Source organism: Microcella alkalica, assembly GCF_014137945.1.
GTDB classification, from domain to species: domain Bacteria; phylum Actinomycetota; class Actinomycetes; order Actinomycetales; family Microbacteriaceae; genus Microcella; species Microcella alkalica.
Window position 1 is genome coordinate 398,708 of sequence record NZ_JACGWX010000001.1, and the last position, 25,366, is coordinate 424,073.

The window sequence follows — 25,366 nt, forward strand, 5'->3', positions numbered from 1 at the left end:
GGACCTCGGGGGCTCAGCCGCCCGGCTTGCCGCGATCGTCTGGGGGTCCGGGCTCACCGCCGTTGCCTCGGCCGTTGCCGTTGCCCGGCTCGGCCTCGCCGCCGGATGAGCCGCTCGTCCCTGTCGAACCGCCCGTCGAGCCGCCTGTGCCGGTCGAGCCGCTGCTCGTGCCCGCACCGCTGTCGGTCGGGCTCGGGCTCGGTGCCGGCTCGCGCGTCGCTTCCGCCTCCCGGGCGAGAGCCGTCTCGAGGTCGTCGCGCACGAGCGCGATGGCGGCCATGATCGCGTCGAAGCGAGCGTCGCTGAGCTCGCCGCGCGAGAACGCGGCGATCGTCGCGGCCTCGAGCTGGTCGAGCGAGCCTGCGGCGGCCGCATGATCGCCCACGCTCGCCGCCTCCGAGAGGGAGAGCACGACCGACTGGAGCTCGCTGGCGGCCGTCGGCGAATAGGTGCGGGCGGGCGAGCTCGGCGCGCACCCGGCGAGGGTCAGCGCGAACGCTAGAACAAGACCAGACGTCAGCCGTGCGATCATGGCGCGACCAGTCGCTGCAGCAGTTCGAGGTGGTAGCCGAGGATGCCGTCCACGACCGGATAATCGGGGACCACGGCCTCGACGGGGGCGGTCGGCTGCGCGGTCAGCAGGAGCGGGAGCCCGACCGAGAGCGCGGCTACCATCACTCCGACCGCTGTGTACAGCGCGAGCGCACGTCTGCCGCGGCGAGGGGTTCCCCGATACTCGTCGCGGCCGCGGAGACGCACGCGACGCGATTCCGCCGTCGAGACGACGGGATCGACGGCGATGGCTCGCTCGATGGTGAGGCTGGGCTCGACGGGGGAGGCGGCCATGGCGGCAGCGGCCTCGCAGGCGGAGCTCGTCACCGATTCCGCGGTCGGTGCCGAGCTCCCAGCGGTCACCCGTCCCAGACGGCGGAGCCGGCGGAGGAGGTCATCGGCCGCCGGGCGGTCGCCGGGCTCTCGTGCGACGCAATCGGCGATGATGTCGCGCCACGCATCCGGAATGCTGTCGGGGATGGCGGGAGGTCGATGCAATCGGGCGGCGAGGGCCTCGATCCCCGTGCCGGGGAACGCCCGCTCGCCGGTCATCGACTCGAGCATGACGAGCCCGAGCGAGTACACGTCGCTCGCCGGTCCGACGTCTGCCCCGATTGCCTGCTCGGGGCTGAGGTAGTGCGCCGTGCCGATGACCGAGCCCTCGCTCGTCTGCCGCGTGCTGTCGATGATCCGGGCGATTCCGAAGTCGGTGAGCTTCGCGACGGGCAGGCTCCCGTGCGTCCGCTCGCCGGGGAGGAGGATGTTGGCCGGTGTGACGTCACGGTGCACGATCCCGAGGGCGTGCACGTAGGCCAGGGCGTCGGCGATCGATCGGCCCATCAGCCGCACGGCCGCCGGTGCGAGGGGGCCCTGGCGCAGGCGCTGGCGGAGATCCGGGCCGTCGACGTACTCGAGCACGATGACGCCCTCGCCATCCTCGCTCTCGAACGCGTCGTACAGCGTGACCAGACCGGGGTGGCTCAGGCCGGCGAGCACGCCGATCTCGGCACTCTGCCGATCGAAGTCCCCGCGGTTGGTCCCGGAGAAGAGCTTGAGTGCGACGGAGCGCCCGAGAGCGGTGTCGGTCGCGGCGAACACCGTCGACATGCCGCCGCGGCCGATGAGTCGCTCGATGCGGTAGCGCTCGCCGATGAAGCGCCCGACCCGGGGGTTGAGCGCACCGCCGTGGACCGCCTCGATCGTCATCGCCCTCACGGTATCCCCGGATGAGCGCGAGGCCTCATCTCGGAGTGGGGGTTGCGATGGGGGTCAAAGACGGGTAAAAGGGCTCCCGCCCACATCTTGGTGGGTCAGAGCCGACGCGCGCTCAGTCGTCGTCGTCGTCGTCCTCGTCGCGATCCCGCTTGTCCTCTGCCGCTCGCCGTGCGGCTTCCTCGGCGGCGGCCTGCTCAGCCGCGGCCTGCTCCGCAGCGGCGATGGCGGCATCGACGTCGGCCCGGACGAGCGCGAGAGCGGACATGATCGCGTCGAACCGCTGCTGCGTGATCTCACCGCGCGCGAGCGCGGTCGACGCCGACGCCTCCAGCTCGAGAAGCCGCGTCCGCGTCGTCGCCCAGTCGCCGGCCGCCGAGGCGTCACTCACGGCCAGGACGTGCTGCTGCAGTTGCGCCGCGGTGTCCGCGTCGTAGCTCGAGCCGGGCACGCAGCCCGCAAGAAGACCGACGACGAGAGCACCGCCCGTCAACGCCGCGCTGATCCTGCGCGTCACGGCGCCACGCTCCGCTGAAGCTGCTCGAGGTGCTCGCCGAGGACGCCCTCGACCGCAGGGTACGCGGGCTCAGCCGGAGGGGCATCCGCGAAGACGAGCGAGGCAATCGCCGTGGACGCTCCGTAGCCGACGAGTACGAGGGCGATGGCCGCGAGGATCGTGACCGCGACAGCGATCGGCCTTGTCTTGAGCACCTCAATGCGAGCGTCGATCCGGCTTCGGCGGTCCGACGGGATGCCCGCGGCTCGATCCGGGGCGCGCGTCGCGTCGCCCGCGCCGGGCCTCGACATCGCAGCCGTGGGTTCGTCGGCATTCATGACCTCGGTCGCCGCGGTCGCCAGAGCGGGGAGGACGCGCGTCGCGTCGAGCGACTCGTCAACGGGTCGGAAGGCCGGGATGCTCGCGATGGACCGCAGCCGCTCGGCCGCCTCCCGCGCCGTCGGGCGGTCTCCCGGTTCCCGAGCCGTCAGCGCGCGGATGAGGCCGTTCCACTCCGGGCTCATGTCGGGAGGCAGGAAAGGATCGCGGGCAAGGCGGGCGGCTGCCGACTCCACGCCCGTACCGGGGAATGTGCGCTCGCCGGTGAGGGCCTCCAGCAGGACGAGGCCGAGGGAGTACATGTCACTCGCGGCGCCGACCTCGCCTCCCACAGCCTGCTCGGGGCTCAAGTAGTGGGCGGTGCCGAGAACGGCGCCCGTCGCAGTGACGCGCGTCTCGTCAACGAGACGCGCGATGCCGAAGTCGGCGAGCTTCGCCCGCGGAGCGGTGTCGGTGCCGTCGTGCGCGGGGACGAGGATGTTGCCTGGCTTGACGTCGCGGTGCACGATGCCGCGATCGTGGCTGTAGGAGAGCGCGTCGGCGACGGCGGCGCCGATGACGGCGACCTCCTCGCCGGGCAAAGGCCTGTCGTCCATCGTCTGCCGGAGGTCATCCCCCTGGACGAGCTCGAGGATGAGGACCGCGCCGCCGTCCTCCGTCGTCGACGCGTCGTACAGCGTCACGAGCCCGGGGTGGTTGAGCGAGGCGAGAAGGGCGACCTCCGCCTCGTGGCGGCGCATGTCGTCGCCGTCCGCGAGCTCCGGCTTGAAGATCTTCAACGCGACGCGGCGCGGGAGCTGCTGGTCGGCGGCCTCGTAGACGGTCGCCATGCCGCCTCGGCCGATGAGCCGCTCGACGAGGTAGCGGCCGGCGACGAGGCTGCCGACGCGCTCGTCGACGGGCTGCACCCTCTGCTCGGCCTGCGCGGCCTGTTCTACCCCCGTCACGGGGACTGATCGTACCCTGCGCATCGGGCACCCGTCAGGCCCCCGCTCAGCCGCGGCTCAGGGCCGCCGTCGGGCGACGGCGATACAGTGGCGCCGTGGAGCCCGTTCTGCTGTACATCCTCGGCGTGCTCGTCGTCGTCGTCGGGCTCGTCGTCTCGATCGCGCTGCACGAGCTCGGTCACTTCGTTCCCGCCAAGCTCTTCGGCGTGCGCGTCGGCCAGTTCATGATCGGCTTCGGTCGCACGATCGTCTCCTGGCGACGCGGAGAGACCGAGTACGGGTTCAAGTGGATCCCTCTCGGCGGCTACATCTCGATGGCGGGGATGTACCCGCCGGTCGAGTCGGGAGGCCGCGCGCGCACCGCCTCCACGGGTTTCTTCCAGACCCTCGTGCAGGACGCCCGATCCGCTTCGGCCGACACGATCGTCGACGGCGAAGAGCACCGCACCTTCTACCGCCTCCCCGTCTGGCAGCGTGTCATCGTCATGCTCGGCGGGCCGCTCATGAATCTCGTCATCGCGATCGTGCTCTACGCGGTCCTGCTCATCGGCTTCGGCCTCCCGCAGCCTTCCACGACCCTCGGCAGCGTGTCCGAGTGCGTGCTGCCGGCTACAAGCGAACGGCAGGAGTGCGAGCCTGGCGACCCCGCAGCCCCCGGCGCGGAGGCGGGGCTGCTGCCGGGGGACCGCATCATCGCGATCGACGGGACGAGCATCCGCGAGTGGGGCGATGTGACGGGCGTCGTCCGCCCCTCCGCCGGCCGCTCCCTCCCGGTGATCGTAGAGCGCGACGGTGCTGCGCGCACCCTCACGATCATCCCGCTGCAGATCGAGCGCTACGCGATCGACGCCGAGGGCGAGCCCGTCGAGGGTCCCGACGGCGAGCTCCTGACGGAGGAGGTCGGCTTCGTCGGTATCGCGCCGGCCTTCGAGACGGTGCAGCAGCCCGTCGGCGAGGTGCTTCCGGCCGTCGGCGACAACGTCGACGCCGTCGTCGGCATCATCCTGAATCTCCCGCAGCGCATGATCGACGTCGCCGAGGCCGCTTTCGGCCCGGACGAGCGCGATCCGAACGGCCCCATCAGCGTCGTCGGCGTCGGACGCATCGCGGGTGAGATAGCGAGCCTCGACTCGGCGCCCGTCGCCGACCGCGTCGCGAGCCTCGTGGGCCTGCTCGCCTCGCTCAACGTCGCGCTGTTCGTGTTCAACCTCATCCCGCTCATGCCCCTCGACGGCGGCCACATCGCGGGGGCCCTCTGGGAGGGGCTGCGGCGCGCTGTCGCCAAGCTCACCCGTCGCGCCGATCCCGGGCCGATCGACACGGCGAAGCTCGTGCCGTTCACTCTCGCGGTGGTCGTCGTGCTCGGAGCGATGAGCGCTCTGCTCATCTACGCCGACATCGTGAAGCCCGTCTCGCTCTTCTAGACCCGGCGTCGGATGCTCGCCCCCGGGCTCACGCCCGCTCGAGCAGGATCGCCTCGCCCTGACCGCCCCCGCCGCACAGGGCGATCGCGGCCCGGCGGGCCCGCCCCGCCGCGACCGAGTGCGCGGCGTGAACGGTCAGTCGAGCCCCGGACGCTCCGATCGGGTGCCCCAGGGCGATCGCCCCGCCGTCGGGGTTCACGTGCGCGAGGTCGAGGTCGAGATCGCGCGCCGACTGCAGCGACACGGCGGCGAAGGCCTCGTTGATCTCGACGTGGTCGAGCTCGTCGGCTCGCCATCCGGCGCGCTCGAGCGCGCGCGCGATGGCGCGGGCGGGCTGCCCGTGCAGCGAGTTGTCCGGCCCCGCGACCTGCCCGTAGTCCACGACGCGCGCGAGGACGGTCGCCCCCTGCTCGCGCGCCCACGACTCGCGGGCGAGCACGAGCGCGGCGGCGCCGTCGCTGAGCGGGGACGCGTTGCCCGCGGTGATGGTGCCGTCGGCGGCGAAGGCGGGCCGCAGGCGGGCGAGCGAGTCGACCGTGCTGTCCGCCCGCACGCCCTCGTCGTCGATGACGGTCGTCGACCCGCCCCGAGCGGGCACCTCGACCGGAGCGAGCTCGGCGGCGAACCGGCCCGCCTCGTGCGCCGCCGCGGCGCGCTGATGCGACGCGGCCGCGACCTCGTCCTGCTCGACGCGCGTGATGCTGAGCGAGCTCACGTGACGCTCGGTGCTCTCGCCCATCGAGATGCCGTCCGTCGTGTCGGTGAGCCCGTCATGCGCGACCGAGTCGAGAGCGCTCACCGTCCCGTACGCCCAGCCCAGGCGGCTGCCGGGCAGCAGGTGAGGCGCGTTGGTCATCGACTCCTGGCCGCCGGCGACGACGACGTCCGCGTCGCCGAGGCGGAGCATCCGCACCGCGTCGACGACGGCGACCGCGCCCGACAGACAGACCTTGTTGAGCGTCATGGCGGGGACGGACCTCGGGATGCCCGCCGCGCGCGCCGCCTGGTGAGCCGGGTTCTGACCCGACCCGGCCTGCAGCACCTGCCCCATGAGCACGTGGCTGACCGCCTCGGGCGAGAGACCGGACTCGGCGAGTGCAGCGGCGATCGCGGTCGTTCCGAGCTGCACGGCCGTGAGCGGGGCGAGGGCGCCGCGCGCGCGACCCTGGGGGGTGCGGGCGGCGCCGATGATGACGATGTCGTCGGACATGGGAGGGCTCCTTCGCGCTCGTCCGCGCGCGTCGTGAGCGCTCGTGCGGATACGAACGACAGTACCCCCGTCGGGTCGGTAGGGTGCAGGTGCCGAGTCGACCTGTGAGCGGCAACGGGGCCGCACCGTCCGTCGACTCGGGAAGGGACGAAGGTCGTGTCCATCGACAAGACGGTCGGCTCGGCTCACGAGGCCGTCGCCGACATTCCGAGCGGGGCCAGCATCGCCGTCGGCGGGTTCGGACTCTGCGGCATCCCGATGGTGCTCATCAAGGCGCTGCTCGACCAGGGCGCCGACGAGCTCAGCATCGTGAGCAACAACTGCGGCGTCGACGACTGGGGGCTCGGGGTGCTGCTCGCGGCGCGCCGCATCCGGAAGATGACATCGTCGTACGTGGGCGAGAACAAGGAGTTCGAGCGTCAGTTCCTCTCCGGTGAGCTCGAGGTCGAGCTCACCCCGCAGGGCACGCTCGCCGAGAAGCTCCGCGCCGGAGGCTCGGGCGTCGCGGCGTTCTTCACCCAGACCGGCGTGGGCACTCCCGTCGCCGAGGGCGGCCTGCCGCAGCGCTACGCGGCCGACGGCGGCGTCGCTCTCGCCTCCGCGCCGAAGGAGGTCCGGCGCATGACCTATCGCGGCGCCGAGCGCGAGTTCGTGCTCGAGCCGGCGATCACGACCGACTTCGCCCTCGTCCACGCCGCCGTCGCCGACCGCCACGGCAACCTCGTCTTCGAGAAGTCCGCGCGCAACTTCTCGCCGCTCGCCGCGATGGCTGGCGGCATCTGCATCGCGCAGGTCGAGCGGCTCGTGGAGCCCGGCGATCTCGACCCCGACGCCGTGCACCTGCCCGGCGTCTTCGTCGACCGCGTCATCGTCGTCGGCCTCGACATCGAGAAGCGCATCGAGCGCCGCACCGTGCGAGCGACGGCCGCGACGGAGGGGGAGTGACATGGTGCTCACGAGAGAGCAGATGGCCGCGCGCGCCGCGCGAGAGCTCGCCGACGGCTCGTACGTCAACCTCGGCATCGGCCTGCCGACGCTCATCCCGAACGTCATGCCGGAGGGCGTGAGCGTCGTCCTGCAGTCGGAGAACGGCATCCTCGGCGTCGGCCCGTACCCGGCCGAGGACGCCGTGGATCCGGACCTCATCAACGCCGGGAAGGAGACGGTCACGATCGATCCCGGAGCGGCGTTCTTCGACTCGGCGCTGAGCTTCGGGATGATCCGCAGCGGCAAGATCGACGCGGCCGTGCTCGGCGCCATGCAGGTCTCGCAGTCGGGCGACCTCGCGAACTGGATGATCCCCGGGAAGATGGTCAAGGGCCCGGGCGGCGCGATGGATCTCGTCCACGGCGCTCGCCGCGTGATCGTCCTGATGGAGCACGTCGCGAAGGACGGCTCGGCGAAGATCGTGCGCGAGTGCTCGCTCCCGCTCACCGGGCGGGGAGTGGTCGACCGGATCATCACCGACCTCGCCGTGATCGACGTCACGCCCGACGGTCTCGTGCTCGTGGAGTGCGCGCCGGGCGTGAGCGTCGAGGAGGTGCGCGCCGCGACCGAGCCCGGGCTCCTGCTCAGCCCGGTGCTCTAGTCTGGGCTAGTCCCTGAGGGGCGCTCGCCGCGCCCGTGCTCCGCCCGAAAGTCGAGTCGTAAGTGCCTGCTGTCAATCTCGGAATGCCCAAGGTGCCCGAGGTGCTTGCTCCTCGCCGCAAGACCCGCCAGATCAGGGTCGGCAAGGTCATGGTGGGCAGCGAGCACCAGGTGAGCGTGCAGTCGATGACGACGACGCCGACGACCGACATCAACGGCACCCTGCAGCAGATCGCCGAGCTGACCGCGACGGGCTGCGACATCGTGCGCGTTGCCGTGCCCAGCCAGGACGACGCGGATGTCCTGCACATCATCGCGAAGAAGAGCCAGATCCCGGTCATCGCCGACATCCATTTCCAGCCGAAGTACGTCTACCAGGCGATCGACGCCGGCTGCGCCGCGGTGCGTGTGAACCCCGGCAACATCCGCAAGTTCGACGATCAGGTCGCCGAGATCGCGAAGCGGGCGAAGGACGCCGGGGTGAGCATCCGCATCGGCGTGAACGCCGGCTCGCTCGACCCGCGCCTGCTGCAGAAGTACGGCAAGCCGACCGCCGAGGCCCTCGTCGAGAGCGCCGTGTGGGAGGCCGGTCTGTTCGAGGAGCACGACTTCCACGACTTCAAGATCTCGGTCAAGCACAACGACCCGATCGTCATGGTCAAGGCCTACCGTCAGCTCGCCGAGCGCGGCGACTGGCCGCTGCACCTGGGCGTCACGGAGGCCGGCCCCGCCTTCCAGGGCACGATCAAGAGCGCGACGGCTTTCGGCATCCTGCTCGGCGAGGGCATCGGCGACACGATCCGCGTCTCGCTCTCCGCCCCGCCGGCGGAGGAGGTCAAGGTCGGGCTCAAGATCCTCGAGAGCCTGAACCTGCGCGAGCGGAAGCTCGAGATCGTCTCCTGCCCGTCGTGCGGCCGAGCGCAGGTCGACGTCTACACGCTCGCGGAGGACGTCACGAAGGGCCTCGAGGGCATGACCGTGCCGTTGCGCGTTGCCGTCATGGGCTGCGTCGTGAACGGCCCGGGCGAGGCCCGTGAGGCCGACCTCGGCGTCGCCTCGGGCAACGGCAAGGGTCAGATCTTCGTCAAGGGCGAGGTCATCAAGACCGTCCCCGAGTCGGAGATCGTCGCGACGCTCATCGAGGAGGCCAATCGCCTCGCCGCATCGATGCCGGCGGGTGCCGTCGGCGAGCCCGAGGTCGTGACCGTCTAGCGACTGCCGCGTCGCGGCGCGCTGTCCCCTCGATGGGGGACTGAACCGCGCACCCGACGAGTCACTACAGTGGGGGCATCGGCAGGGGGCCGTTCTGACTACTTCGCCGGGGGGCGGCGGTAGGACTCGCGAGGGTCATCAGGGGGATCCTCCGTCGTGCAGGTTTCCCGCTGCGCGCACTCTCGCGCGACGGGAAGGGCCTGCGAGCGACCCAAGCCCCCCTTGCCGTCGCTCGCAGGCCTGTTTCATTGTGCACTGCGATCGCGGGATCCCCTCGAACGGGGGGTGCCGTGTCGGATGCCGCTCTCCGCCACGAACTAGGCTGAACGGGTGCCCACCCGCCTCTCCCAGCTCTTCGTCCGCACGCTCCGCGACGACCCCTCCGACGCCGAGGTCGCGAGCCACCGGCTTCTCGTCCGCGCCGGGTACATCCGCCGTCAGGCGCCCGGCGTCTTCGCCTGGCTGCCGCTCGGCCTGAGGGTCCGGCGCAAGATCGAGGAGGTCATCCGCGAGGAGATGGCCGCGATCGGCGCGCAGGAGGTCCTGTTCCCCGCGCTGCTGCCCCGTGAGCCCTACGAGAGGACGGGACGATGGACGGCCTACGGCGACGGCATCTTCCGACTGCAGGATCGCCGAGGGGCCGATTACCTTCTCGCGCCCACGCATGAGGAGGCCTTCACCCTGCTGGTGAAGGACCTGTACTCGAGCTACAAGGATCTGCCTCTGTCGATCTACCAGATCCAGGACAAGTACCGCGACGAGGCGCGGCCCCGCGCCGGCCTCCTGCGCGGCCGCGAGTTCTCGATGAAGGACGCCTACTCGTTCGACTACACCGACGCGGGGCTCGACGCCTCGTACCAGGCCCAGCGCGACGCCTACGAGCGCATCTTCACCCGGCTGGGAATGGAGTACGTCATCGTCGCGGCCGACAACGGTCTCATGGGCGGGGCGCGCAGCGAGGAGTTCCTGCATCCCACGCCCATCGGCGAGGACACCTACGTGCGCTCGGCGGACGGGTACGCCGCGAACGTCGAGGCCTACCGCTCCGCCTCGCCGGAGCCGCGTCCGATCGAGGGCCAGCCCGCCGCGCTCGTGTTCGACTCGCCCGGCACGCCCACGATCGCCACGCTCGTCGCGCTCCTGGAGGAGCGCCACGCCCGTGCGGAGGAGCCCTGGACCGCCGCTGACACCCTCAAGAACGTCGTCCTGCGCCTCACGCACCTCTCGGGCGAGACCGAGCTCGTCATCGTCGGGCTGCCCGGCGATCGCGAGGTCGACATGAAGCGCGCCGAGGTGGCCTTCGCCCCCGCGGCCGCCGATGCGGCGACCGATGAGGACTTCGCGAAGCACCCCGGGCTCGTGAAGGGCTACATCGGCCCGTGGTCGGCGGAGGGGCCGGTGCTCGGCGAGGCCTCGAGCACGGGCATCCGGTACCTGGTCGACCCGCGCGTCGTCGACGGCACGGCGTGGGTGACGGGCGCGAACGAGCCGGAGAAGCACGTGCTCTCGCTCGTCGCGGGTCGTGACTTCGTCGCCGACGGCATCGCCGACATCGCCGAGGTGCGCGAGGGCGACCCCGCGCCCGACGGTTCGGGGCCTGTCGAGCTCGCGCGGGGCATGGAGATCGGTCATGTGTTCCAGCTCGGTCGGTACTTCGCCGAGATCCTCGACCTCACGGTGCTCGACGAGAACGGCAAGCGCGTGACCGTCACGATGGGCTCTTACGGCATCGGCGTGACGCGCATCCTCGCCGCGATCGCCGAGGCCAATCATGACGAGCGCGGTCTCATCTGGCCCCGCGAGGTCGCGCCGTTCGACGTGCACGTCGTCGCGACGGGCAAGGACCCGGTGGTCTTCGAGATCGCGGAGACGCTCACGAGCGAGCTCGAGGGGCAGGGCGTCGACGTGCTGCTGGATGACCGCCCGAAGGTCTCGCCCGGCGTCAAGTTCGGCGATGCCGAGCTGCTCGGCGTGCCGCTCGTCGTCATCGTCGGCCGGACGGCCGCCGAGGGCACCGTCGAGTTCTGGGACCGCCGCTCGGGCGAGCGCCGCGACCTCGCGATCGCCGAGGTGCCCGAGGCCATCCGCTCCGCCGGGTGACGCCCGTCCGGTACCGTGGGAGCACCGACCCCGCTCGAGGAACGCGCGCGGGGAGTCGACCAATCGAATAGCGGAGGTACCCCACGTGGACATCGACCTGGCAGTCCTGAGGATGATGGAGCGCGAGCGGGAGATCCCGTTCGACGAGCTCGTCCAGATCATCGAGCAGGCGATCCTCACGGCCTACCTCAAGCACACCGAGCAGCCGGACCAGCGCGGCTCCGACCAGCCGCAGCCGCGCGTCGAGCTCGACCGCAAGACCGGCCACGTCACGGTGTACGCCCCCGAGTTGGACGAGGAGGGCGCGCTCGTCGGCGAGGCGCCGGACAGCCCGGACGACTTCGGCCGCATCGCTGCGTTCGCCGCCAAGCAGGTCATCAACCAGCGCCTGCGCGACATCGGCGACGACAAGGTGCTCGGCGAATTCAAGGGCCGCGAAGGCGACATCATCGCGGGCGTCATCCAGCAGGGCCCGAACCCCCGCATGGTGCACATCGATCTCGGAGCGATCGAGGCGATCCTCCCGCCCGAGGAGCAGGTTCCCGGCGAGGAGTACCCGCATGGCCAGCGCATCCGCGTCTACGTCACGAGCGTCTCGCGCGGCCTCAAGGGCCCGTCGATCACCGTGAGCCGCACGCACCCCTCCCTCGTGCGCCGCCTGTTCGCGCTCGAGGTGCCGGAGATCGCGAGCGGTGTCGTGGAGATCACGGCGCTCGCGCGCGAAGCGGGCCACCGCACGAAGATCGCCGTCCGTGCGACCGAGCCCGGCGTGAACGCCAAGGGCGCATGCATCGGCGAGCTCGGTCAGCGCGTCCGGGCCGTGACCGCCGAGCTCGGGAACGAGAAGATCGACATCGTCGACCACTCCGACGACCTCGCGACGTTCGTGAAGAACGCGCTGTCGCCCGCGAAGGTCACCGACGCCTTCGTCATCGACCCGGCGACGAAGGCCGTGCGGGCGCTGGTTCCCGACTACCAGCTCTCTCTCGCTATCGGCAAGGAGGGCCAGAACGCGCGCCTCGCCGCGAAGCTCACGGGCGCCAAGATCGACATCCAGCCCGACTCGGTGATGGAGGACTGATCCTTCCGCACGACACGCCCGGCTCGGGCGATGGGGAGGGGAGGGGGTAGTATGGAACCCGTCAGAACGTGCATCGGCTGCCGTCGGCGCGCCTCCCGCTCCTCGCTACTGAGGGTGGTGGCTCGCGATGGAGCGGTCGAGCCGGATGTCCTGAGCCGCTTGCCGGGTCGGGGCGCGTGGGTGCATCGCACCCGCGACTGCGTCGAAACCGCGACTGCGCGGCGAGCATGGGCTCGCGCGCTCCGTGTCGCTGGTCCGCTCGACGCGGGGCCGGTTCTGACGCACATCGGATCCGACGGATCCACGAGAGAACAGGCTGATCGGCTCTTGGACAACTAATGAGCGACTCGAAATGAGTTTCGTCAACCCCTAACGGTCCGCCCCTGCCTGGGAGCGGACCCCAGACAGGAGAATTGTGGCTGGAAAACCACGCGTGCACGAGATCGCGAGCGAACTCGGCATCGAAAGCAAGGTCGCCCTCGAGAAGCTCAAGGAGCTCGGCGAATTCGTCAAGGGACCGTCGTCGACGATCGAGCCTCCTGTGGCGCGCAAGCTGCGCCAGGCGCTCGAAGCGGCCGGCGTGACCGCGACCAAGGCGGCCGCAGCGCCGGCCCCGAAGGCCGCGCCCCCGGCCAGGCCGGCGGCGCCCGCCGCGCCGAAGGCCCCCGAGGCCGAGGCGCCGGTAGCGCCCGCCCCCGCCGCCCCCGCCGCCCCCGCCGCCCCCGCCGCTCCTGCGGCTCCTGCGCCGCAGGCTGACGCGGCACCGACGGAGCAGAAGCCCGCCGAGTCGAAGCCCGCAGACGGCAAGCACCCCGGCCCCGCCGCCCCCGGCGCGCCGCGACCCGGCAACAATCCCTTCGCCTCGCAGCAGGGAATGGCCCGCCCCGGCCAGCCCCGCCCGGGGAACAACCCCTTCTCCTCGACGCAGGGCATGCCGCGTCCCGGCGGCGGGGCGATTCCGCGCCCGACCGCTCCGCGTCCGGGCGCCCCGCGTCCCGGCGCTCCTCGACCCGGTTCGCCGCGTCCCGGCGCTCCGCGCACCAACGCGCCGTTCCAGGCCCGCACCGGCGGCCCCGGTCGTCCCGGCGGAGCCGGCGGCGCTGGGTTCCAGCGTCCCGGCGGCGCTCCCGGTGGTGGCTTCAGCGGTCCGCGCCCCGGCGGTGGCGGTCGCGGTCGCGGCCCCGGCGGCGGCACGGCTGGTGCGTTCGGCCGCGGCGGCGGCAAGAGCAAGGCGCGCAAGTCGAAGCGGACGAAGCGGCAGGAGTTCGAGATGCGGGAGGCTCCGTCGGTCGGCGGAGTCAGCGTTCCCCGCGGCGACGGCAAGACGGTCGTCCGTCTGCGCCAGGGTGCTTCGATCACCGACTTCGCCGACAAGCTCGAGACGATCAGCGGCATGAACTGCCCTCCCGGCAACCTCGTGACCGTGCTGTTCCACCTCGGTGAGATGGCCACGGCGACCGAGTCGCTGGACGGCGCGACCTTCGAGGTCCTCGGTGCCGAGCTCGGCTGGCGCATCGAGATCGTGTCGCCCGAGGACGAGGACAAGGAGCTCCTGGAGGGCTTCGACATCGACCTCGACGAGGTCGACGACGAGGAGGACCTCGTCATCCGCCCGCCCGTCGTCACGGTCATGGGTCACGTCGACCACGGAAAGACCAAGCTGCTCGACGCGATCCGCGAGGCGAACGTCGTCGCGGGCGAGGCCGGCGGCATCACCCAGCACATCGGCGCGTACCAGGTCTGGACGGAGCATGAGGAGATCGAGCGCGCGATCACCTTCATCGACACCCCGGGTCACGAGGCGTTCACGGCCATGCGCGCCCGTGGTGCGCAGGTGACCGACGTCGCGATCCTCGTGGTCGCGGCCGACGACGGCATCATGCCGCAGACGGTCGAGGCGCTCAACCACGCCCAGGCCGCCGGTGTGCCGATCGTCGTCGCGGTCAACAAGGTCGACAAGGAGGGGGCCAACCCCGCCAAGGTGCGCCAGCAGCTCACCGAGTTCGGTCTCGTGGCCGAGGAGTACGGCGGCGACACGATGTTCGTCGACGTCTCGGCGCTGCAGAAGAAGGGCATCACCGAGCTTCTCGATGCCGTTCTGCTGACGGCGGATGCTGGACTCGACCTGCGCGCCAACCCGAACCGCGACGCCCGCGGTGTCGCGATCGAAGCGCGCCTCGACAAGGGCCGCGGCTCGGTCGCCACGGTGCTCATCCAGGCGGGAACGCTGCGCGTCGGCGACCCGATCGTCGCGGGCACGGCCTACGGCCGCGTGCGTGCGATGACCGACGAGAACGGCGAGAAGGTCGAAGAGGCCTACCCGTCGCGTCCCGTGCAGGTGCAGGGTCTGTCGAGCGTCCCGCGCGCCGGTGACACGTTCATCGTCACCGACGACGACCGCACCGCCCGCCAGATCGCCGAGAAGCGCGAGGCCGCTGAGCGCAATGCGTCGCTCGCGAAGGCGCGCAAGCGCATCAGCCTCGAGGACTTCACGAAGGCCCTGGAGGATGGCAAGGTCGAGTCGCTCAACCTCATCATCAAGGGCGACGTGTCGGGTGCCGTCGAGGCGCTCGAGGAGTCGCTCATGAAGATCGAGGTCGACGACAGCGTGCAGCTGCGCATCATCCACCGCGGCGTGGGCGCCGTCACCGAGAGCGACGTCAACCTCGCGACGATCGACAACGCGATCATCGTCGGGTTCAACGTGCGCCCCGACACGAAGGCGCGCGAGCGCGCTCAGCGCGAGGGCGTCGACATCCGCTTCTACTCGGTGATCTACGCCGCGCTGGAGGAGATCGAGAGCTCGCTCAAGGGCATGCTCAAGCCGGAGTTCGAAGAGGTCCAGTCGGGCGTCGCCGAGATCCGCGAGATCTTCCGCTCGTCGAAGTTCGGCAACATCGCCGGTGTCATCGTCCGCTCCGGCACGATCACGCGCAACGCCAAGGCGCGCGTCATCCGTGACGGCGTCGTGGTCGGCGACAGCCTGGCGATCGAGTCGCTGCGACGGTTCAAGGACGACGTCACCGAGGTCCGCACGGACTTCGAGGCGGGCATCGGCCTGGGCAAGTTCAACGACATCCAGATCGGCGACGAGATCGAGACGATCGAGATGAAGGAGAAGCCGCGCGTCTGATGACGCCGGCCACGGGCCCCCGCCTCCTCACGAGGCGGGGGCCCGTCCCACTACCCGCACCACCAGCAAGGGGAAGAAGTCATGGGTGAGAGCCCCCGCGTCCGCAAGGTCGCCGATCGCATTCACGAGGTCATCGCCAAGCGGCTCGAGCGCGGCATCCGCGACCCCCGCATGGGCTTCGCGACCATCACGGCCGTGCAGGTGACGGGCGACCTCCAGCATGCGAGCGTCTTCTACACCGTGTACGGCACCGACGAGGAGCGCGCCGACACGGCCGCGGCCCTCAAGGCGGCGACGGGGATGCTCCGCACCGAGGTCGGGCGCAACCTCAACACGCGGCTCACGCCGTCGCTCGAGTTCATCCTCGACGGGGTCCCCGAGAACGCCGCCGCCATCGAGGCGCTGCTGCGCGAGGCGCGGGAGCGGGATGCCCGCACCGAGGCGGAGGCCGCCTCTGCCGAGTACGCCGGCGACCCGGACCCCTACGTCAAGCCGCGCGAGTTCGACGAGGACGAGGACGAGCCCAGCGAGCGCTGAACGCGTCTACTCGGGAAGAGCCAGAGCGTTCCCGCCCAGCAGGACCATGGCGGCCATCACCACGAGCGAGCCGCCGACGATGAGTGCTCCCATGACGCCGAGCACGCCGAGCAGAGCGCCCTCGAGCTTGCCGAGCTTCTCCGTCGACTCGGACGGGGTGGGGTTGCCGGGCAGCGTCATCGCGGGCTCCTCGTGCGGTGCGGCCCTCGAGCGCGAGGGCGGGGTGGTCGGGGGAGCGGCGAGCCGCTCACGAGCATCCTGATCATTGTCGCTCATGATCCCCTGCGCGCGGTGCGCAGGGCGCGCCCTCAGCGGGCGATGGTCGTGCACTCGTCGGCCGAGTCGGGGAGTCGGCGCATCCGCAGGAGCGGCGAGAGGACGACGAAGCCCGAGCCCAGGAGCATGCCGACGAGCGCGATCTGCAGCGTCGTCGCGATGCCGAGCTGCGCGGCGAGAAGCCCGGAGAGCACTCCCGCGATCGGCATGACGCCCCACACGACGAAGCGGATCGACGCGTTCATGCGCCCGAGCAGCGGCAGCGGGCAGATGCGCTGCCGGAAGCTCACCTGCGCGATGTTGTAGACGAGCACGGCGATCGCGCTGAGCGCCTGCCCGAGCATGAGGAGCGGGATCGCCGCGGCCGGCAGGAGCGGCATGAGCACGATCGGGATGAGCCCGACGACGCCGAGGAGGGCCGCGACGGGGATGATCGTGCCCTCGCCGACGATCGCGCTCAGCCGCGCAGCGACGATCGCGCCGACGATGCCGCCGATCGCGCCGACCGCCGTGGCGATGCCGAAGATCTCCGGGCCGAGACCGAGGTCGCGCAGCACGAGCAGCGGCAGCATCGTGAGCCCGATCGTGGCGAAGAAATTGGTCGAGGCGGTGCAGAGCGTGATGGCGCGCAGCAGCCGGTTGCCGAACACGAAGCGCAGGCCCTCGGCGATCTCGACGCGCAGCGGTCGGCGATCCTCCTTGGGGCGGGCGACCTCGTCGTCGCGCACGGTCGCGAGCATGACGAACGAGCCGAGGTACGTCGCGGCGGTGGCGACGAGCAGTACGGGCGCCTGCACGATCGTGAGCAGCAGGCCGCCCAGTGCGGGGCCGCCGACGCCCGCGAGCTGCGCGGTGGACTCGAGCTTGCCGTTGGCGTCGGCGATGCGGGCGCGCGGAACGAGCACCGGGATGTAGCTCTGGTAGGCGACGTCGAAGAAGACCGTCGCGACGCCGACGACGACGGCGAAGAGGATGAGGTGCCAGACCTCGAGCACGCCCGCCCACCACAGCAGCGGAACGGCGGCGAGGGCGAGAACGCGCACGGCGTTCGCCCGCATCATGATGGGACGCTTGCGGGCGCGGTCGATCCACGCGCCGGCGGGCAGTCCGACGATGAGGAAGGCGAGCGTGCCGGCGGCGCCGAGCAGCCCGACCTCGATCTCATCGGCGCCGAGGAGGATGATCGCGAGCACGGGCATCGCGAGGAACCCGAGCTCGCTGCCGAGCTGCGCGCCCGCCTCGCCGCCCCAGAAGCGCAGGAAGTTCGGGCGGCGCCACAGCGATGGGCCCGAGGAGGGGGCGGCGGCGGTCGGCTCGGTGGTCACGGCTGCCAGTCTGCCGTCACCGATTGAGAAGTGTCAATCGCTTCTTCCGGCGCGCTCTCACAGCGACTACGGTGGTCGGCATGAGCAGCGAGGATGCCCGCGAGCGTGCGGCGAGGCGCGCCCTGTCATCGCCGCTGCGGCTGCGAATCCTCCGCTACTGCCTGTACGAGTCCCACTCGAACCGCGAGATCGCCGTGCAGTTCGGCCTCAATCCCGGCACGAGCCTCCATCACGTGCGCACGCTCGTCGACACGGGCTTCCTCTCGGCGGAGGATGCGCGCCCCGGGCGGCGCGGGAGCGTGGAGATCCCGTACCGCGCGACGGGCAAGTCGTGGGACTCGCCCACGGAGGGCGGGGGAGACCTGCTGATCCGCACCTTCCTGGAGGAGATCGAGGGGCGCGACCTCGACGAGCTCTTCATGGTCCGCATGGGCTTCAAGCTTCGCCCCGACAGGCTCGAGGAGCTTCAGCGCAGGCTCGTCGACCTCGTGCTCGAGTTCCACGGGTCGCCCGACGACGACGGCGAGCTGTCGAGCCTGTTCATCGCCGGGCACCCGGAGGATCGGCCCGAAGCGCGGCCCGCGCCCCGTCAGGGGCCGGGCAGCTCGTAGCCCTGCTCGTGCGGCGGTGATCCCTGGGCGAGCGGGGAGCACATGACCTCGCGGCCGGTGTCGTCCCGCTGAGTGGTGGAGTTTCTCAACACCGTGCGGGATCAGCTTCTGGTGATCATGCCGCAGTGAGGTCGGGGATGGCTTCCTCCTCGGTTTCAGCGTCGAGGAGTTTCATGGAGTGCTCGGAGAAGTAGCGGCGGTCGGCGCCGTCCCATTCGTCGTGCTGCTCGATCAGGACGTGCCCAGCCAGGCGCAGCAGCGCGGCCGGGTTCGGGAACGTGCCCACCACATCGGTGCGACGTTTGATCTCCTTGTTGACCCGCTTCAGCGGGTTCGTCGACCGAATCTGCCGCCAACGCGCAGGCGGGAACCCGGTGAACGCGAGTAAGTCGTTGCGGGCTGATCCGAGCATGTCAGCGACCTTCGGATGCGAGCGGCTGAGCATGCGAACCACTTCGTCGAACTGGGTGCTCACATGCTCGGCGTCGGGTTAGGCGAAGATCGTGCGGATGATCGAGGCGACCATCGGGCCGGCGGTCTTCTGCACGTTCGCGAGCACGTTGCGCATGAAGTGAACTCGACATCGTTGCCAGCTGGAGCCTTGGAAGACGGTGTCGATAGCGGCGATCAGACCGACGTGAGCGTCGGAGATCACCAGTTTCACCCCGGTAAGCCCGCGGGCCTTCACAGAGCGCAGGAACGTGGTCCAGAAAGGCTGCGATTCGGTGTCTCCCACCTCGAAGCCGAGCACTTCCCTGCGGCCGACCGCGGCGACACCGACCGCGAACACGACCGCTTGTGAAACCACCCGTCGACCGACCCGGGCTTTGCAATAGGTCGCGTCGAGTGTCCCGCGTCAAGTAGTTGGCAGGGTTTCTTCGATTTCGAAGTTGGGGATGGTGGGGTCGGCCAGGCCGAGGTGCACGTCGATCGGCCGGTTCCAGGCGATCGCTTCGTGAGGACGTTCGGTGTTGTACTCGATGCGGTAGTCCTCTGCGCGTTCGACGAGGGTGAGCGCGTCGGGGATGTCGTCGAGGAACAGCCGCTCGTATTTCAATGTTCCGAATCCGCGTTCGCGTGACCCGTTCTGACCCGGTGATCTCACTCGGGTGCGGACGTGACGTAGCTCGGGGTGGCGCATGATGAACAGCTCGAAATTCAGCGACCGGAACGGGCCGCCGTTGTCCGTCACGATCGTCACCACCGGCAGCAGCTCACCGGTCTCGGGATCGATAGGGCAGGTGTCGACGAGCGGGTGCCCGAACATCGCTTCGTAATCGACCAAGGCGAGCTCTATCGCCGCGATCGCGTCGTGCTGATTCGCTGTCGGCGACACGTGGAACGGATGCTCGACCTTGGAGAACCAGTCCCGGCACCCGGCGATCCGCCAGGTGCCACCGGTCGTGGTCTCGAACTCGCTGAAGTCCAGCTGCCACACCTGATTGGGCCCCGTCGGGTTCCTCGCGAACGCGGCCTTGCGATCCGCCGCGAGCTGGCGGCGCTGCCTCTGGTACTCGGACGGCAGGATCAGCCCGTCATCGCGCAGCAGCCGCAGCACAGTCGCCTGCGACACCTTATGACCGTCATGCCGCGTCATCGCCCAGATCTTCCGATGACCCCACGCCGGATGCGCCAAGGCGTGTTTCGTGGCGAGCTCGCGGGCCGCCTCCCTCGCCGGCTGCGGCCACGGGCCCTTCGGCGGTCGGGACTGCTTCGCTTTGGCCTGCCAGCGCCGCCAGGTGCGTTCGGGCATGTCGATCAGCTGGCAGAACCTCGAAGTCGACATGCCCGCCTCGACGCGGATCACCTCGAGGTCCTCGAAGGGCCCAAGCGGCCCTCGGCGCTCTTCTTCCAGACGCGGATCTCAACCGCTGCCTCACCCAGAGCCTGGGTGAGCTCGGCGACCTCGTCCTCGAGTTGCTGCTCCCGGGTCGAGGGCTTGGACTTGCCCGCCTCGATCCCAGCCTTGCCGCCCTCGAGGAACTGGCGCTTCCAGTTCCCGATCGCTTGCTCGGAGACCTTCTCACGGCGGGCTGCCTCGGCGATCGTGATCTCGCCCTGCAGCACGGACAACACGATGCGGAGCTTCTTCTCCGCGGGGATCGTGGGGGGACGACTCATGACATTCAGACCTTTCAGCTGGGGCGTTGCATCAGCAACTAACTACCCCTGCCAAACATTCTGACGCGCGACAGGAGCACAACTCGGCCTCCGCACGAATCGCCACAAGGTTGGGATCACCCCCGCACGAGCGGGGAGCACGCGCCACCCTCTGCGGCGAGCTTCCGCGCTCTGGGATCACCCCCGCACGAGCGGGGAGCACACATGCGACTCATTGTGCATCTCGGTACTGGGGGGATCACCCCCGCACGAGCGGGGAGCACTCGTCGATCAGCTGCTGCCATTCCGGCCAGTCGGGATCACCCCCGCACGAGCGGGGAGCACGCCCACTATTCGGGGCCGGACGCTACTCGCCAGGGATCACCCCCGCACGAGCGGGGAGCACGACATCATCCACAGCTGGCCCTGACTGCCACCAGGATCACCCCCGCACGAGCGGGGAGCACGACATCATCCACAGCTGGCCCTGACTGCCACCAGGATCACCCCCGCACGAGCGGGGAGCACCCTTGGCTGAGCGGATTGCTGCGCGGCCAATTGGGATCACCCCCGCACGAGCGGGGAGCACGATCTTGCTTCGGTGGGGCAGCGGTTGCGGGAGGGATCACCCCCGCACGAGCGGGGAGCACGTCCGGGTGACAACACAACATACGAGTCGCCAGGGATCACCCCCGCACGAGCGGGGAGCACTCTACCTGATCAGCGATTTTACCAACGAGTGCGTGTTTGCCGTTTCATTTCTCGTGTGACTCAGGTTTCGCGTGGCGAGCCAGCATTCTGCTCTTGCTCGCGTTGCTCCAGCCGGGCCTGAGCTGTGGTGGTGGGTTCCGATGCCCTGCCGCGGGCCGAAGTATGAGTTGTATTCCGTCCAGGTCGACGGGTATCCAATCGTGCCGATGGACCGTGAACGCGAGCCGCTGCTCACCCCGAACCGAGTGAATCATGATCGCTCTGCCGTCCTTGGCCAGTTCGACTACGCGTTCCCACAGGAGATCGCGCACTCGCGCCGTCACATGACCGACGAATACGCCTGCACTGATCTCAAGTAGCCACCGTGTCAGGTGCCCGCGCAGTCCTGCGGGGCACGCGGTAACGACGATCACGACCATGGCACCCCCCTATCCATAGTCCACTCCGGCAGCAACACTGCGTTCCGCGCCGTCCCACAGCCTCACGACGTTGAGTTCGCTCATCTCGTCGTCACGATCGTCGGGGAGAAGAAGTGTGTGGAGGTCGCGAGTGCACTGCTTCAGGATTGAACCGTCGAACACCGCGTCTCGCACCGCGTGGCGGGTTTCCGCGGCGATGTCGACGGGGCCGGCAGCGACGACATTGAAGGCGGCGGGGATGCTCACCTCCGCCTTGTAGAGGTCGGCAATGTCGTATACGAAAGACCTGATGTGCCCAGTGTGCACGAACCCGAGCCCGGGTGAGCAACCGAGCGCAACGATGACGGCATGCACGATGCCATAGAGGCAGGTGTGGGCGGCTGACAGTGCCATGTTGATTGCGTCGGAGGCCTCAAACTCGTCGGGATCGTAATCCCGCCGATCCCACTTGACACCGGTTCGTCGCGCTTCTTGACGATAAACCTGGCGCACGCGTGCACCTTCGCGACCACGAAGCTGCTGCATCGTGAAAGTACGGACATCCTCATCCGGAAACCTCATGCAGTACATCGCCCGTGCTACTCGAAGTCTGCTCGACTGATTGGCGAAGGCGCGTGCCTGAGCTTCGAGTAGACGTGAACTTCGAGCGAGCGAGCGACCGTGCGCGTAGTACCGCACGCCCCGCTCTCCGACCCAAACAACCGTGGAACCGCACTCGGCGAGTACCACCATGGCCTGGTGGCTGACGGTCGTACCGGGGCCGAGCAGCAGCGCACCGAGAGATGCGGCAGGGATGTGGATGGTGCCGCGCTCGTCTGTCGCCGTGACGGCGTTGTGCTCCCGATGGATCACCGCTCGTTCGACGTAGACGAATGAGAGGCGGTCCTCCGCGCGGACCAACTCGGGAAGGTCGGGCGGTGGAGAGCCAGGTATCTTCGCCACGGGCTATCTCGCCGCCACCGTAAGAAGTCCGCAGCCATAGCCCTTGGCGCGGCCGACGCCGTGCGTAAGCGCGTGACGGAACCGGTCCGCGTCGGTCACTTCGAGGCGCCCGTCGTAACGAGCCGTCACAAGGGTGACGGTGTTACCGTTTCGACGGAAGCTCCGCTTGATTCTCTCACTGACGATAACGTTCGGTTCGCCCGAGGTTGGCTCAGGTATGCGAAAGCCATGGTTATCAGTCCGGCCAAGCAACCAATCTCGCTGCTGATCGGCCGTGACGTGCCCGAGTCGTTTGCCTGCGTGATCCGGTTCGCGGCTCTGCTTCACCGGGTTCGCGGTCAGGCGGAACGCATAATGCTGGCCGGCCGCGACTCGCCCCAGGAGTGGCGTGTAGTCGCGGGTGTCCCAGGTGGCGGTTGTCGGCCATCCTGCCTGTTCTATGAGGTGGGTGAGGTCAGGGCGTTCGGGGCTGACGACATAGAGCCACAGGTGCGGATGCTCACGATCGATTCTCCAGAGGACGCGTCCGTCGGTCGTCGGGCCGCTGGAGTCCGGCGGGAAACCCGCGAGCACAGCGGCATGGAGGGCTTGCGGAGAGGCGAGCAGACGTCCGGTCCCGCGCCGCGCCGGGTTCAGTGCCGCCTGGGTCAGGAACACTATCGAGCCTCCAGCAGCGTCATCGGTTCGTGCGCCGAACCCGGTGGAGGAGCGTCGGTCACGCCGAAAGGATTGTCGACCACGACCGCGGGTTCGTGCACCATGGTCCGCCAGTCGTACTCTCGTCGTTCCGGGTCGAAGCTGAGCGGCAGGTCGCGGATGATGTCGCCGCGTTCGCCAGCATTAACGGCGTCGCGCACGAACGGCAACTCGACGCGCTTGACCCGTGTCCGTCTCTGGTGGTGCTCGGAAGCATGCCATTTCTCCTGTCGCAGAACATCCGCGAGCGTGCCAGGTCGGATGCCGAGCGAGACGATCCCGGTCGGCGGGCACGAGCGCCGTCCGAGATAGAGCGGGAACGCCGGGCTGTTCACGGCCTCGTGGATGCCGTCCAGCAGGGTGGCGTCCGCTTCGAGCCCGGCAACGAACACCGCGTCGGCGAGGTAGTAGCGGTAGGACAACGCCGAGTGCTTCCAACTAGGGTGGCGTGCAGTCTGGAAGTCGCGGATCAGGCGACCGGGTTGCTCGGTTCGCACCCCGTATAGGAGGTGCGTGAGATCCTCGATCGGATCGGTGCGTCTGCGCCCCTGAGCCGCAGCGATGAGCCCGATGACTCCGCTCTTGGTCGGTTCGGTTCCGGTCTGCCGACGCGTGAAGCGGCTCGAGTCGCCCCAGGACTGCAGCGGGCCGGCGAGCCGGAGAAGTAGCACGGTCACCGTGTCGCCCCGAGCCGCTCCGCGACCGCGCTCTCGACCGCCTTCACGAGCTCGTCGAGGGTGACGGGGTTGCCCAACCCGCTCAGCGGCTCTGTCTGGGTTCCGGTGCGCAGCACGAAACTAGCCACCGGCTTCTGCGAGTAGGCCGTGTCGACCTCGCGAGCGTAGTCGGCGAGCCGGGTGCTCGCCCGATGCAGGCGGGTTTCGTCTTCGTTCGCGACGACGGCATCCTCGAACGCCCCCGCCAGGTTGACCGGTTGCCGATCGCGTATGGTGACCAGAGCCGCCTCGGGCAGGCTGCGGTTGGCGAAGGTGTTCTGCTTGCCGGTGGGCATGCTCGTGATGAAGGCGCGGAGGAATGCTCCGACAGCTGCTGCACTCGCCCCGGGCGAGCCGAGTGTGGTGTCGAGGGCGTTGCTGTCAACCGTGGCGTAGCGGTAGAGCGTGGACGAGTTGAACTCGACGGTACCGATCATCCCGGCTCCGGCGTTGTCCTCTGGCGACTTGTCATCGACGGCGGTGAAGTAGTCGTATTCGTTGTCGACGGCGTGCACACTGATGGCGTGGGAGACTTGCGCTGCAGCATCCACATTGATGTCAGGGGCATCGGCCACCATCCGCCCGAAGAGCGCCATGTCGATGCTGTGGTCGCGATTGGCTGCCTCCTTCACGGCTTTCTTGTCGAGAACGGTGCCGCTTCGTTCGGACTGGACGGCGAGGGTGGCGAGGTGGCCGAGTTGGCGGGCGCTGAGGAAAATCAAGTAGCTGACCTCGGCGGTCGGCTCAGCCTCCTCGTTCTTGCCCTTCTTCGGCTTTTCGACCTTGATGCCCGCCGTCGTGAGCACTTTCTCCGCGAGAGACTCGGATTGCTCCGCGAGCTCGGGGGCTTGCTCGGCGATCCGTTGTGCGATCAGTTCGACGACCTTCTTGGTGCGGACTCCGAGCTCGGCCGGATCGAGCGTTTCGTTGAAGGCGGTCCGCGTAGCGCGTTTCCACGCCTGGCTGGAGACCCGGGCGCGGCGAGTCCCGCCATAGATCGCGGTCTTGGGGCTGCCCGTGTCGTCGCGGTTGAGGTTGCTCGGCGGCACGGTGTGGAGGATGTGGATGTCGACGATAGTACGGCTCATGATTGCTCCCTCTGAGGATCGGTGTTCTGTGCAGTGGTTTCATCGGTTGCCGTGGTGGTTTTGGGTTCTGCCCGGTAATAGTCCCGCCCCCAACGCAGGCGTACACCGTTGCGATGGGCGGGACTCTGGAGGTCGAAAAGGTCCGCGGCGAACTGCCCATAATCGAGCGGGATTCGTGCCGCGCGGAATTGCGTGACCAGCCCACGGGCGTGCACGAGTGCTTCTTCGAGAGCCTCCGCTGTGGCAAGGGCCTGGAACCGTCGGAGCACGGCCTGCTCGCTCGATGTCTCCCGTCGGCTCAGCTGGCGGGCTGCCGTGCCGAATCCCACTCCGGACCGATGCATGGACTCGCTCACCGACTGCTGGTGGGCGGCGAAGAGTGAAAGGGCAATGTGGACGGAGCGTTCGGCCGCGGTGGGTTTGTCATCGCGACCGCTGTACTGCGCGGGGAGGCCGAGGGTCTCCTCCCAGAGCAGAGGATTGCTCCCTGGCTCCGCCCCACTTCCTCGCCTCAGCCTCGCCAGGGTCGCGGTAGCTTCTCCCCGACCGCCTTCGGAGCTGCGATGCAGGTCGATGACTCGTTTTCTCACGAACTCCTTCAGGTCGTCGGTGTGGGCGCTCATCGGGGTCCTCCTTCCGTGCTTGCTGTTCC

General features: G+C 69.4%; 25 protein-coding genes, 1 pseudogene and 1 CRISPR repeat array. Of the genes and pseudogenes, 10 read left to right on the forward strand and 16 right to left on the reverse strand.

The window, feature by feature from the left end:
• Positions 1-13: 13 nt before the first annotated feature.
• The 4 genes from FHX53_RS01895 to FHX53_RS01910 form a co-directional block, all read right to left on the reverse strand.
• On the reverse strand, positions 14-532 hold the full coding sequence (locus FHX53_RS01895) for a hypothetical protein (protein ID WP_182489656.1): 519 nt from the start codon (positions 530-532) through the stop codon (positions 14-16).
• Positions 529-1,758 (reverse strand): serine/threonine-protein kinase, encoded by a 1,230-nt coding sequence (locus tag FHX53_RS01900; protein WP_182489657.1) that lies wholly within the window; start codon positions 1,756-1,758, stop codon positions 529-531. Before FHX53_RS01900 ends, FHX53_RS01895 begins: the two co-directional genes overlap by 4 nt.
• A gap of 121 nt (positions 1,759-1,879) precedes the next feature.
• The gene (locus FHX53_RS01905) at positions 1,880-2,281 is read right to left on the reverse strand and encodes a mucin-associated surface protein (RefSeq protein ID WP_182489658.1); all 402 of its coding nucleotides are present in this window, start codon (positions 2,279-2,281) and stop codon (positions 1,880-1,882) included.
• A complete protein-coding gene (locus FHX53_RS01910; protein ID WP_343050741.1) occupies positions 2,278-3,546 on the reverse strand; it encodes a serine/threonine-protein kinase in 1,269 nt (422 codons plus the stop codon). Before FHX53_RS01910 ends, FHX53_RS01905 begins: the two co-directional genes overlap by 4 nt.
• A 95-nt stretch (positions 3,547-3,641) precedes the next feature.
• On the opposite strand from FHX53_RS01910, the gene FHX53_RS01915 reads away from it, so the two are divergent.
• The gene (locus FHX53_RS01915) at positions 3,642-4,970 is read left to right on the forward strand and encodes a site-2 protease family protein (protein WP_182489660.1); all 1,329 of its coding nucleotides are present in this window, start codon (positions 3,642-3,644) and stop codon (positions 4,968-4,970) included.
• A gap of 28 nt (positions 4,971-4,998) precedes the next feature.
• Here the strand turns inward: FHX53_RS01915 and FHX53_RS01920 are convergent, their stop codons facing one another.
• On the reverse strand, positions 4,999-6,180 hold the full coding sequence (locus FHX53_RS01920; protein ID WP_182489661.1) for an acetyl-CoA C-acyltransferase: 1,182 nt from the start codon (positions 6,178-6,180) through the stop codon (positions 4,999-5,001).
• Between the two features lie 156 nt (positions 6,181-6,336).
• Here FHX53_RS01920 and FHX53_RS01925 point away from each other — a divergent pair, with 156 nt between their 5' ends.
• The 8 genes from FHX53_RS01925 to rbfA all read left to right on the forward strand — a co-directional run bounded on the left by FHX53_RS01925 (position 6,337) and on the right by rbfA (position 15,830).
• The gene (locus tag FHX53_RS01925) at positions 6,337-7,125 is read left to right on the forward strand and encodes a 3-oxoacid CoA-transferase subunit A (protein ID WP_182489662.1); all 789 of its coding nucleotides are present in this window, start codon (positions 6,337-6,339) and stop codon (positions 7,123-7,125) included.
• A 1-nt stretch (position 7,126) separates the two neighbouring features.
• Complete coding sequence (locus FHX53_RS01930; protein ID WP_182489663.1) at positions 7,127-7,768, forward strand: CoA transferase subunit B; 642 nt, start codon at positions 7,127-7,129, stop codon at positions 7,766-7,768.
• A 62-nt stretch (positions 7,769-7,830) separates the two neighbouring features.
• Positions 7,831-8,979, forward strand: coding sequence for a flavodoxin-dependent (E)-4-hydroxy-3-methylbut-2-enyl-diphosphate synthase (gene ispG, locus FHX53_RS01935; protein ID WP_182489664.1), 1,149 nt, complete (start codon positions 7,831-7,833; stop codon positions 8,977-8,979).
• Between the two features lie 330 nt (positions 8,980-9,309).
• Positions 9,310-11,079: a proline--tRNA ligase gene (locus tag FHX53_RS01940; protein WP_182489665.1), complete on the forward strand. Its 1,770-nt coding sequence runs from the start codon at positions 9,310-9,312 to the stop codon at positions 11,077-11,079.
• An 85-nt stretch (positions 11,080-11,164) separates the two neighbouring features.
• A complete protein-coding gene (nusA, locus tag FHX53_RS01945; RefSeq protein ID WP_182489666.1) occupies positions 11,165-12,160 on the forward strand; it encodes a transcription termination factor NusA in 996 nt (331 codons plus the stop codon).
• 51 nt (positions 12,161-12,211) lie between these two features.
• Positions 12,212-12,499 carry a YlxR family protein gene (locus FHX53_RS01950; RefSeq protein ID WP_182489667.1) on the forward strand — a complete coding sequence of 96 codons (288 nt, stop codon included), beginning with the start codon at positions 12,212-12,214 and terminating at the stop codon, positions 12,497-12,499.
• 76 nt (positions 12,500-12,575) lie between these two features.
• Positions 12,576-15,293: a translation initiation factor IF-2 gene (gene infB / locus FHX53_RS01955; protein ID WP_343050742.1), complete on the forward strand. Its 2,718-nt coding sequence runs from the start codon at positions 12,576-12,578 to the stop codon at positions 15,291-15,293.
• Positions 15,294-15,374: 81 nt separating this feature from the next.
• Positions 15,375-15,830 carry a 30S ribosome-binding factor RbfA gene (gene rbfA, locus FHX53_RS01960; protein ID WP_182489668.1) on the forward strand — a complete coding sequence of 152 codons (456 nt, stop codon included), beginning with the start codon at positions 15,375-15,377 and terminating at the stop codon, positions 15,828-15,830.
• Between the two features lie 6 nt (positions 15,831-15,836).
• Here the strand turns inward: rbfA and FHX53_RS01965 are convergent, their stop codons facing one another.
• Positions 15,837-16,106, reverse strand: a complete 270-nt coding sequence (locus FHX53_RS01965) for a hypothetical protein (RefSeq protein WP_182489669.1) — start codon at positions 16,104-16,106, stop codon at positions 15,837-15,839.
• Between the two features lie 32 nt (positions 16,107-16,138).
• Positions 16,139-17,431, reverse strand: coding sequence for an MFS transporter (locus FHX53_RS01970; protein WP_182489670.1), 1,293 nt, complete (start codon positions 17,429-17,431; stop codon positions 16,139-16,141).
• Positions 17,432-17,511: 80 nt separating this feature from the next.
• Here FHX53_RS01970 and FHX53_RS01975 point away from each other — a divergent pair, with 80 nt between their 5' ends.
• Positions 17,512-18,042, forward strand: coding sequence for an ArsR/SmtB family transcription factor (locus FHX53_RS01975; RefSeq protein WP_182489671.1), 531 nt, complete (start codon positions 17,512-17,514; stop codon positions 18,040-18,042).
• A gap of 115 nt (positions 18,043-18,157) precedes the next feature.
• Here FHX53_RS01975 and FHX53_RS13505 read toward each other — a convergent pair.
• The 9 genes and pseudogenes from FHX53_RS13505 to casB all read right to left on the reverse strand — a co-directional run.
• Positions 18,158-18,889 (reverse strand): annotated as a pseudogene (locus tag FHX53_RS13505) (IS256 family transposase); the annotation flags it as partial.
• Between the two features lie 9 nt (positions 18,890-18,898).
• Entirely contained in the window at positions 18,899-19,828 is a 930-nt protein-coding gene (locus FHX53_RS01985) for an integrase core domain-containing protein (RefSeq protein ID WP_220476075.1), read from the reverse strand.
• Positions 19,829-19,845: 17 nt separating this feature from the next.
• On the reverse strand, positions 19,846-20,163 hold the full coding sequence (locus FHX53_RS01990) for a transposase (RefSeq protein ID WP_159502532.1): 318 nt from the start codon (positions 20,161-20,163) through the stop codon (positions 19,846-19,848).
• 112 nt (positions 20,164-20,275) lie between these two features.
• A CRISPR array of direct repeats spans positions 20,276-20,853; the repeat unit is 29 nt; unit sequence GGGATCACCCCCGCACGAGCGGGGAGCAC.
• A 44-nt stretch (positions 20,854-20,897) separates the two neighbouring features.
• On the reverse strand, positions 20,898-21,272 hold the full coding sequence (cas2e, locus tag FHX53_RS01995) for a type I-E CRISPR-associated endoribonuclease Cas2e (RefSeq protein ID WP_182489673.1): 375 nt from the start codon (positions 21,270-21,272) through the stop codon (positions 20,898-20,900).
• Between the two features lie 9 nt (positions 21,273-21,281).
• Entirely contained in the window at positions 21,282-22,172 is an 891-nt protein-coding gene (gene cas1e, locus FHX53_RS02000; RefSeq protein ID WP_220476076.1) for a type I-E CRISPR-associated endonuclease Cas1e, read from the reverse strand.
• A 45-nt stretch (positions 22,173-22,217) separates the two neighbouring features.
• Complete coding sequence (gene cas6e / locus FHX53_RS02005; protein ID WP_182489675.1) at positions 22,218-22,871, reverse strand: type I-E CRISPR-associated protein Cas6/Cse3/CasE; 654 nt, start codon at positions 22,869-22,871, stop codon at positions 22,218-22,220.
• Positions 22,871-23,587, reverse strand: a complete 717-nt coding sequence (cas5e, locus tag FHX53_RS02010; RefSeq protein WP_182489676.1) for a type I-E CRISPR-associated protein Cas5/CasD — start codon at positions 23,585-23,587, stop codon at positions 22,871-22,873. Before cas5e ends, cas6e begins: the two co-directional genes overlap by 1 nt.
• On the reverse strand, positions 23,584-24,714 hold the full coding sequence (gene cas7e / locus FHX53_RS02015; protein ID WP_182489677.1) for a type I-E CRISPR-associated protein Cas7/Cse4/CasC: 1,131 nt from the start codon (positions 24,712-24,714) through the stop codon (positions 23,584-23,586). The genes cas5e and cas7e overlap by 4 nt, the downstream gene beginning before the upstream one ends.
• Positions 24,711-25,337 carry a type I-E CRISPR-associated protein Cse2/CasB gene (gene casB, locus FHX53_RS02020; RefSeq protein WP_182489678.1) on the reverse strand — a complete coding sequence of 209 codons (627 nt, stop codon included), beginning with the start codon at positions 25,335-25,337 and terminating at the stop codon, positions 24,711-24,713. The genes cas7e and casB overlap by 4 nt, the downstream gene beginning before the upstream one ends.
• Between the last annotated feature and the right edge of the window lie 29 nt (positions 25,338-25,366).

What these genes read in the sequence shown, in the direction of transcription:
- cas7e (WP_182489677.1), bottom strand. Translation starts at nt 24,714, where the DNA reads ATGAGCCGTACTATCGTCGACATCCACATCCTCCACACCGTGCCGCCG.
- FHX53_RS01985 (WP_220476075.1), bottom strand. Translation starts at nt 19,828, where the DNA reads ATGTCGACTTCGAGGTTCTGCCAGCTGATCGACATGCCCGAACGCACC.
- FHX53_RS01965 (WP_182489669.1), bottom strand. Translation starts at nt 16,106, where the DNA reads ATGAGCGACAATGATCAGGATGCTCGTGAGCGGCTCGCCGCTCCCCCG.
- FHX53_RS01950 (WP_182489667.1), top strand. Translation starts at nt 12,212, where the DNA reads ATGGAACCCGTCAGAACGTGCATCGGCTGCCGTCGGCGCGCCTCCCGC.
- rbfA (WP_182489668.1), top strand. Translation starts at nt 15,375, where the DNA reads ATGGGTGAGAGCCCCCGCGTCCGCAAGGTCGCCGATCGCATTCACGAG.
- FHX53_RS01920 (WP_182489661.1), bottom strand. Translation starts at nt 6,180, where the DNA reads ATGTCCGACGACATCGTCATCATCGGCGCCGCCCGCACCCCCCAGGGT.
- cas2e (WP_182489673.1), bottom strand. Translation starts at nt 21,272, where the DNA reads ATGGTCGTGATCGTCGTTACCGCGTGCCCCGCAGGACTGCGCGGGCAC.
- FHX53_RS01990 (WP_159502532.1), bottom strand. Translation starts at nt 20,163, where the DNA reads ATGAGTCGTCCCCCCACGATCCCCGCGGAGAAGAAGCTCCGCATCGTG.
- FHX53_RS01975 (WP_182489671.1), top strand. Translation starts at nt 17,512, where the DNA reads ATGAGCAGCGAGGATGCCCGCGAGCGTGCGGCGAGGCGCGCCCTGTCA.
- FHX53_RS01930 (WP_182489663.1), top strand. Translation starts at nt 7,127, where the DNA reads ATGGTGCTCACGAGAGAGCAGATGGCCGCGCGCGCCGCGCGAGAGCTC.
- FHX53_RS01900 (WP_182489657.1), bottom strand. Translation starts at nt 1,758, where the DNA reads ATGACGATCGAGGCGGTCCACGGCGGTGCGCTCAACCCCCGGGTCGGG.
- casB (WP_182489678.1), bottom strand. Translation starts at nt 25,337, where the DNA reads ATGAGCGCCCACACCGACGACCTGAAGGAGTTCGTGAGAAAACGAGTC.
- FHX53_RS01895 (WP_182489656.1), bottom strand. Translation starts at nt 532, where the DNA reads ATGATCGCACGGCTGACGTCTGGTCTTGTTCTAGCGTTCGCGCTGACC.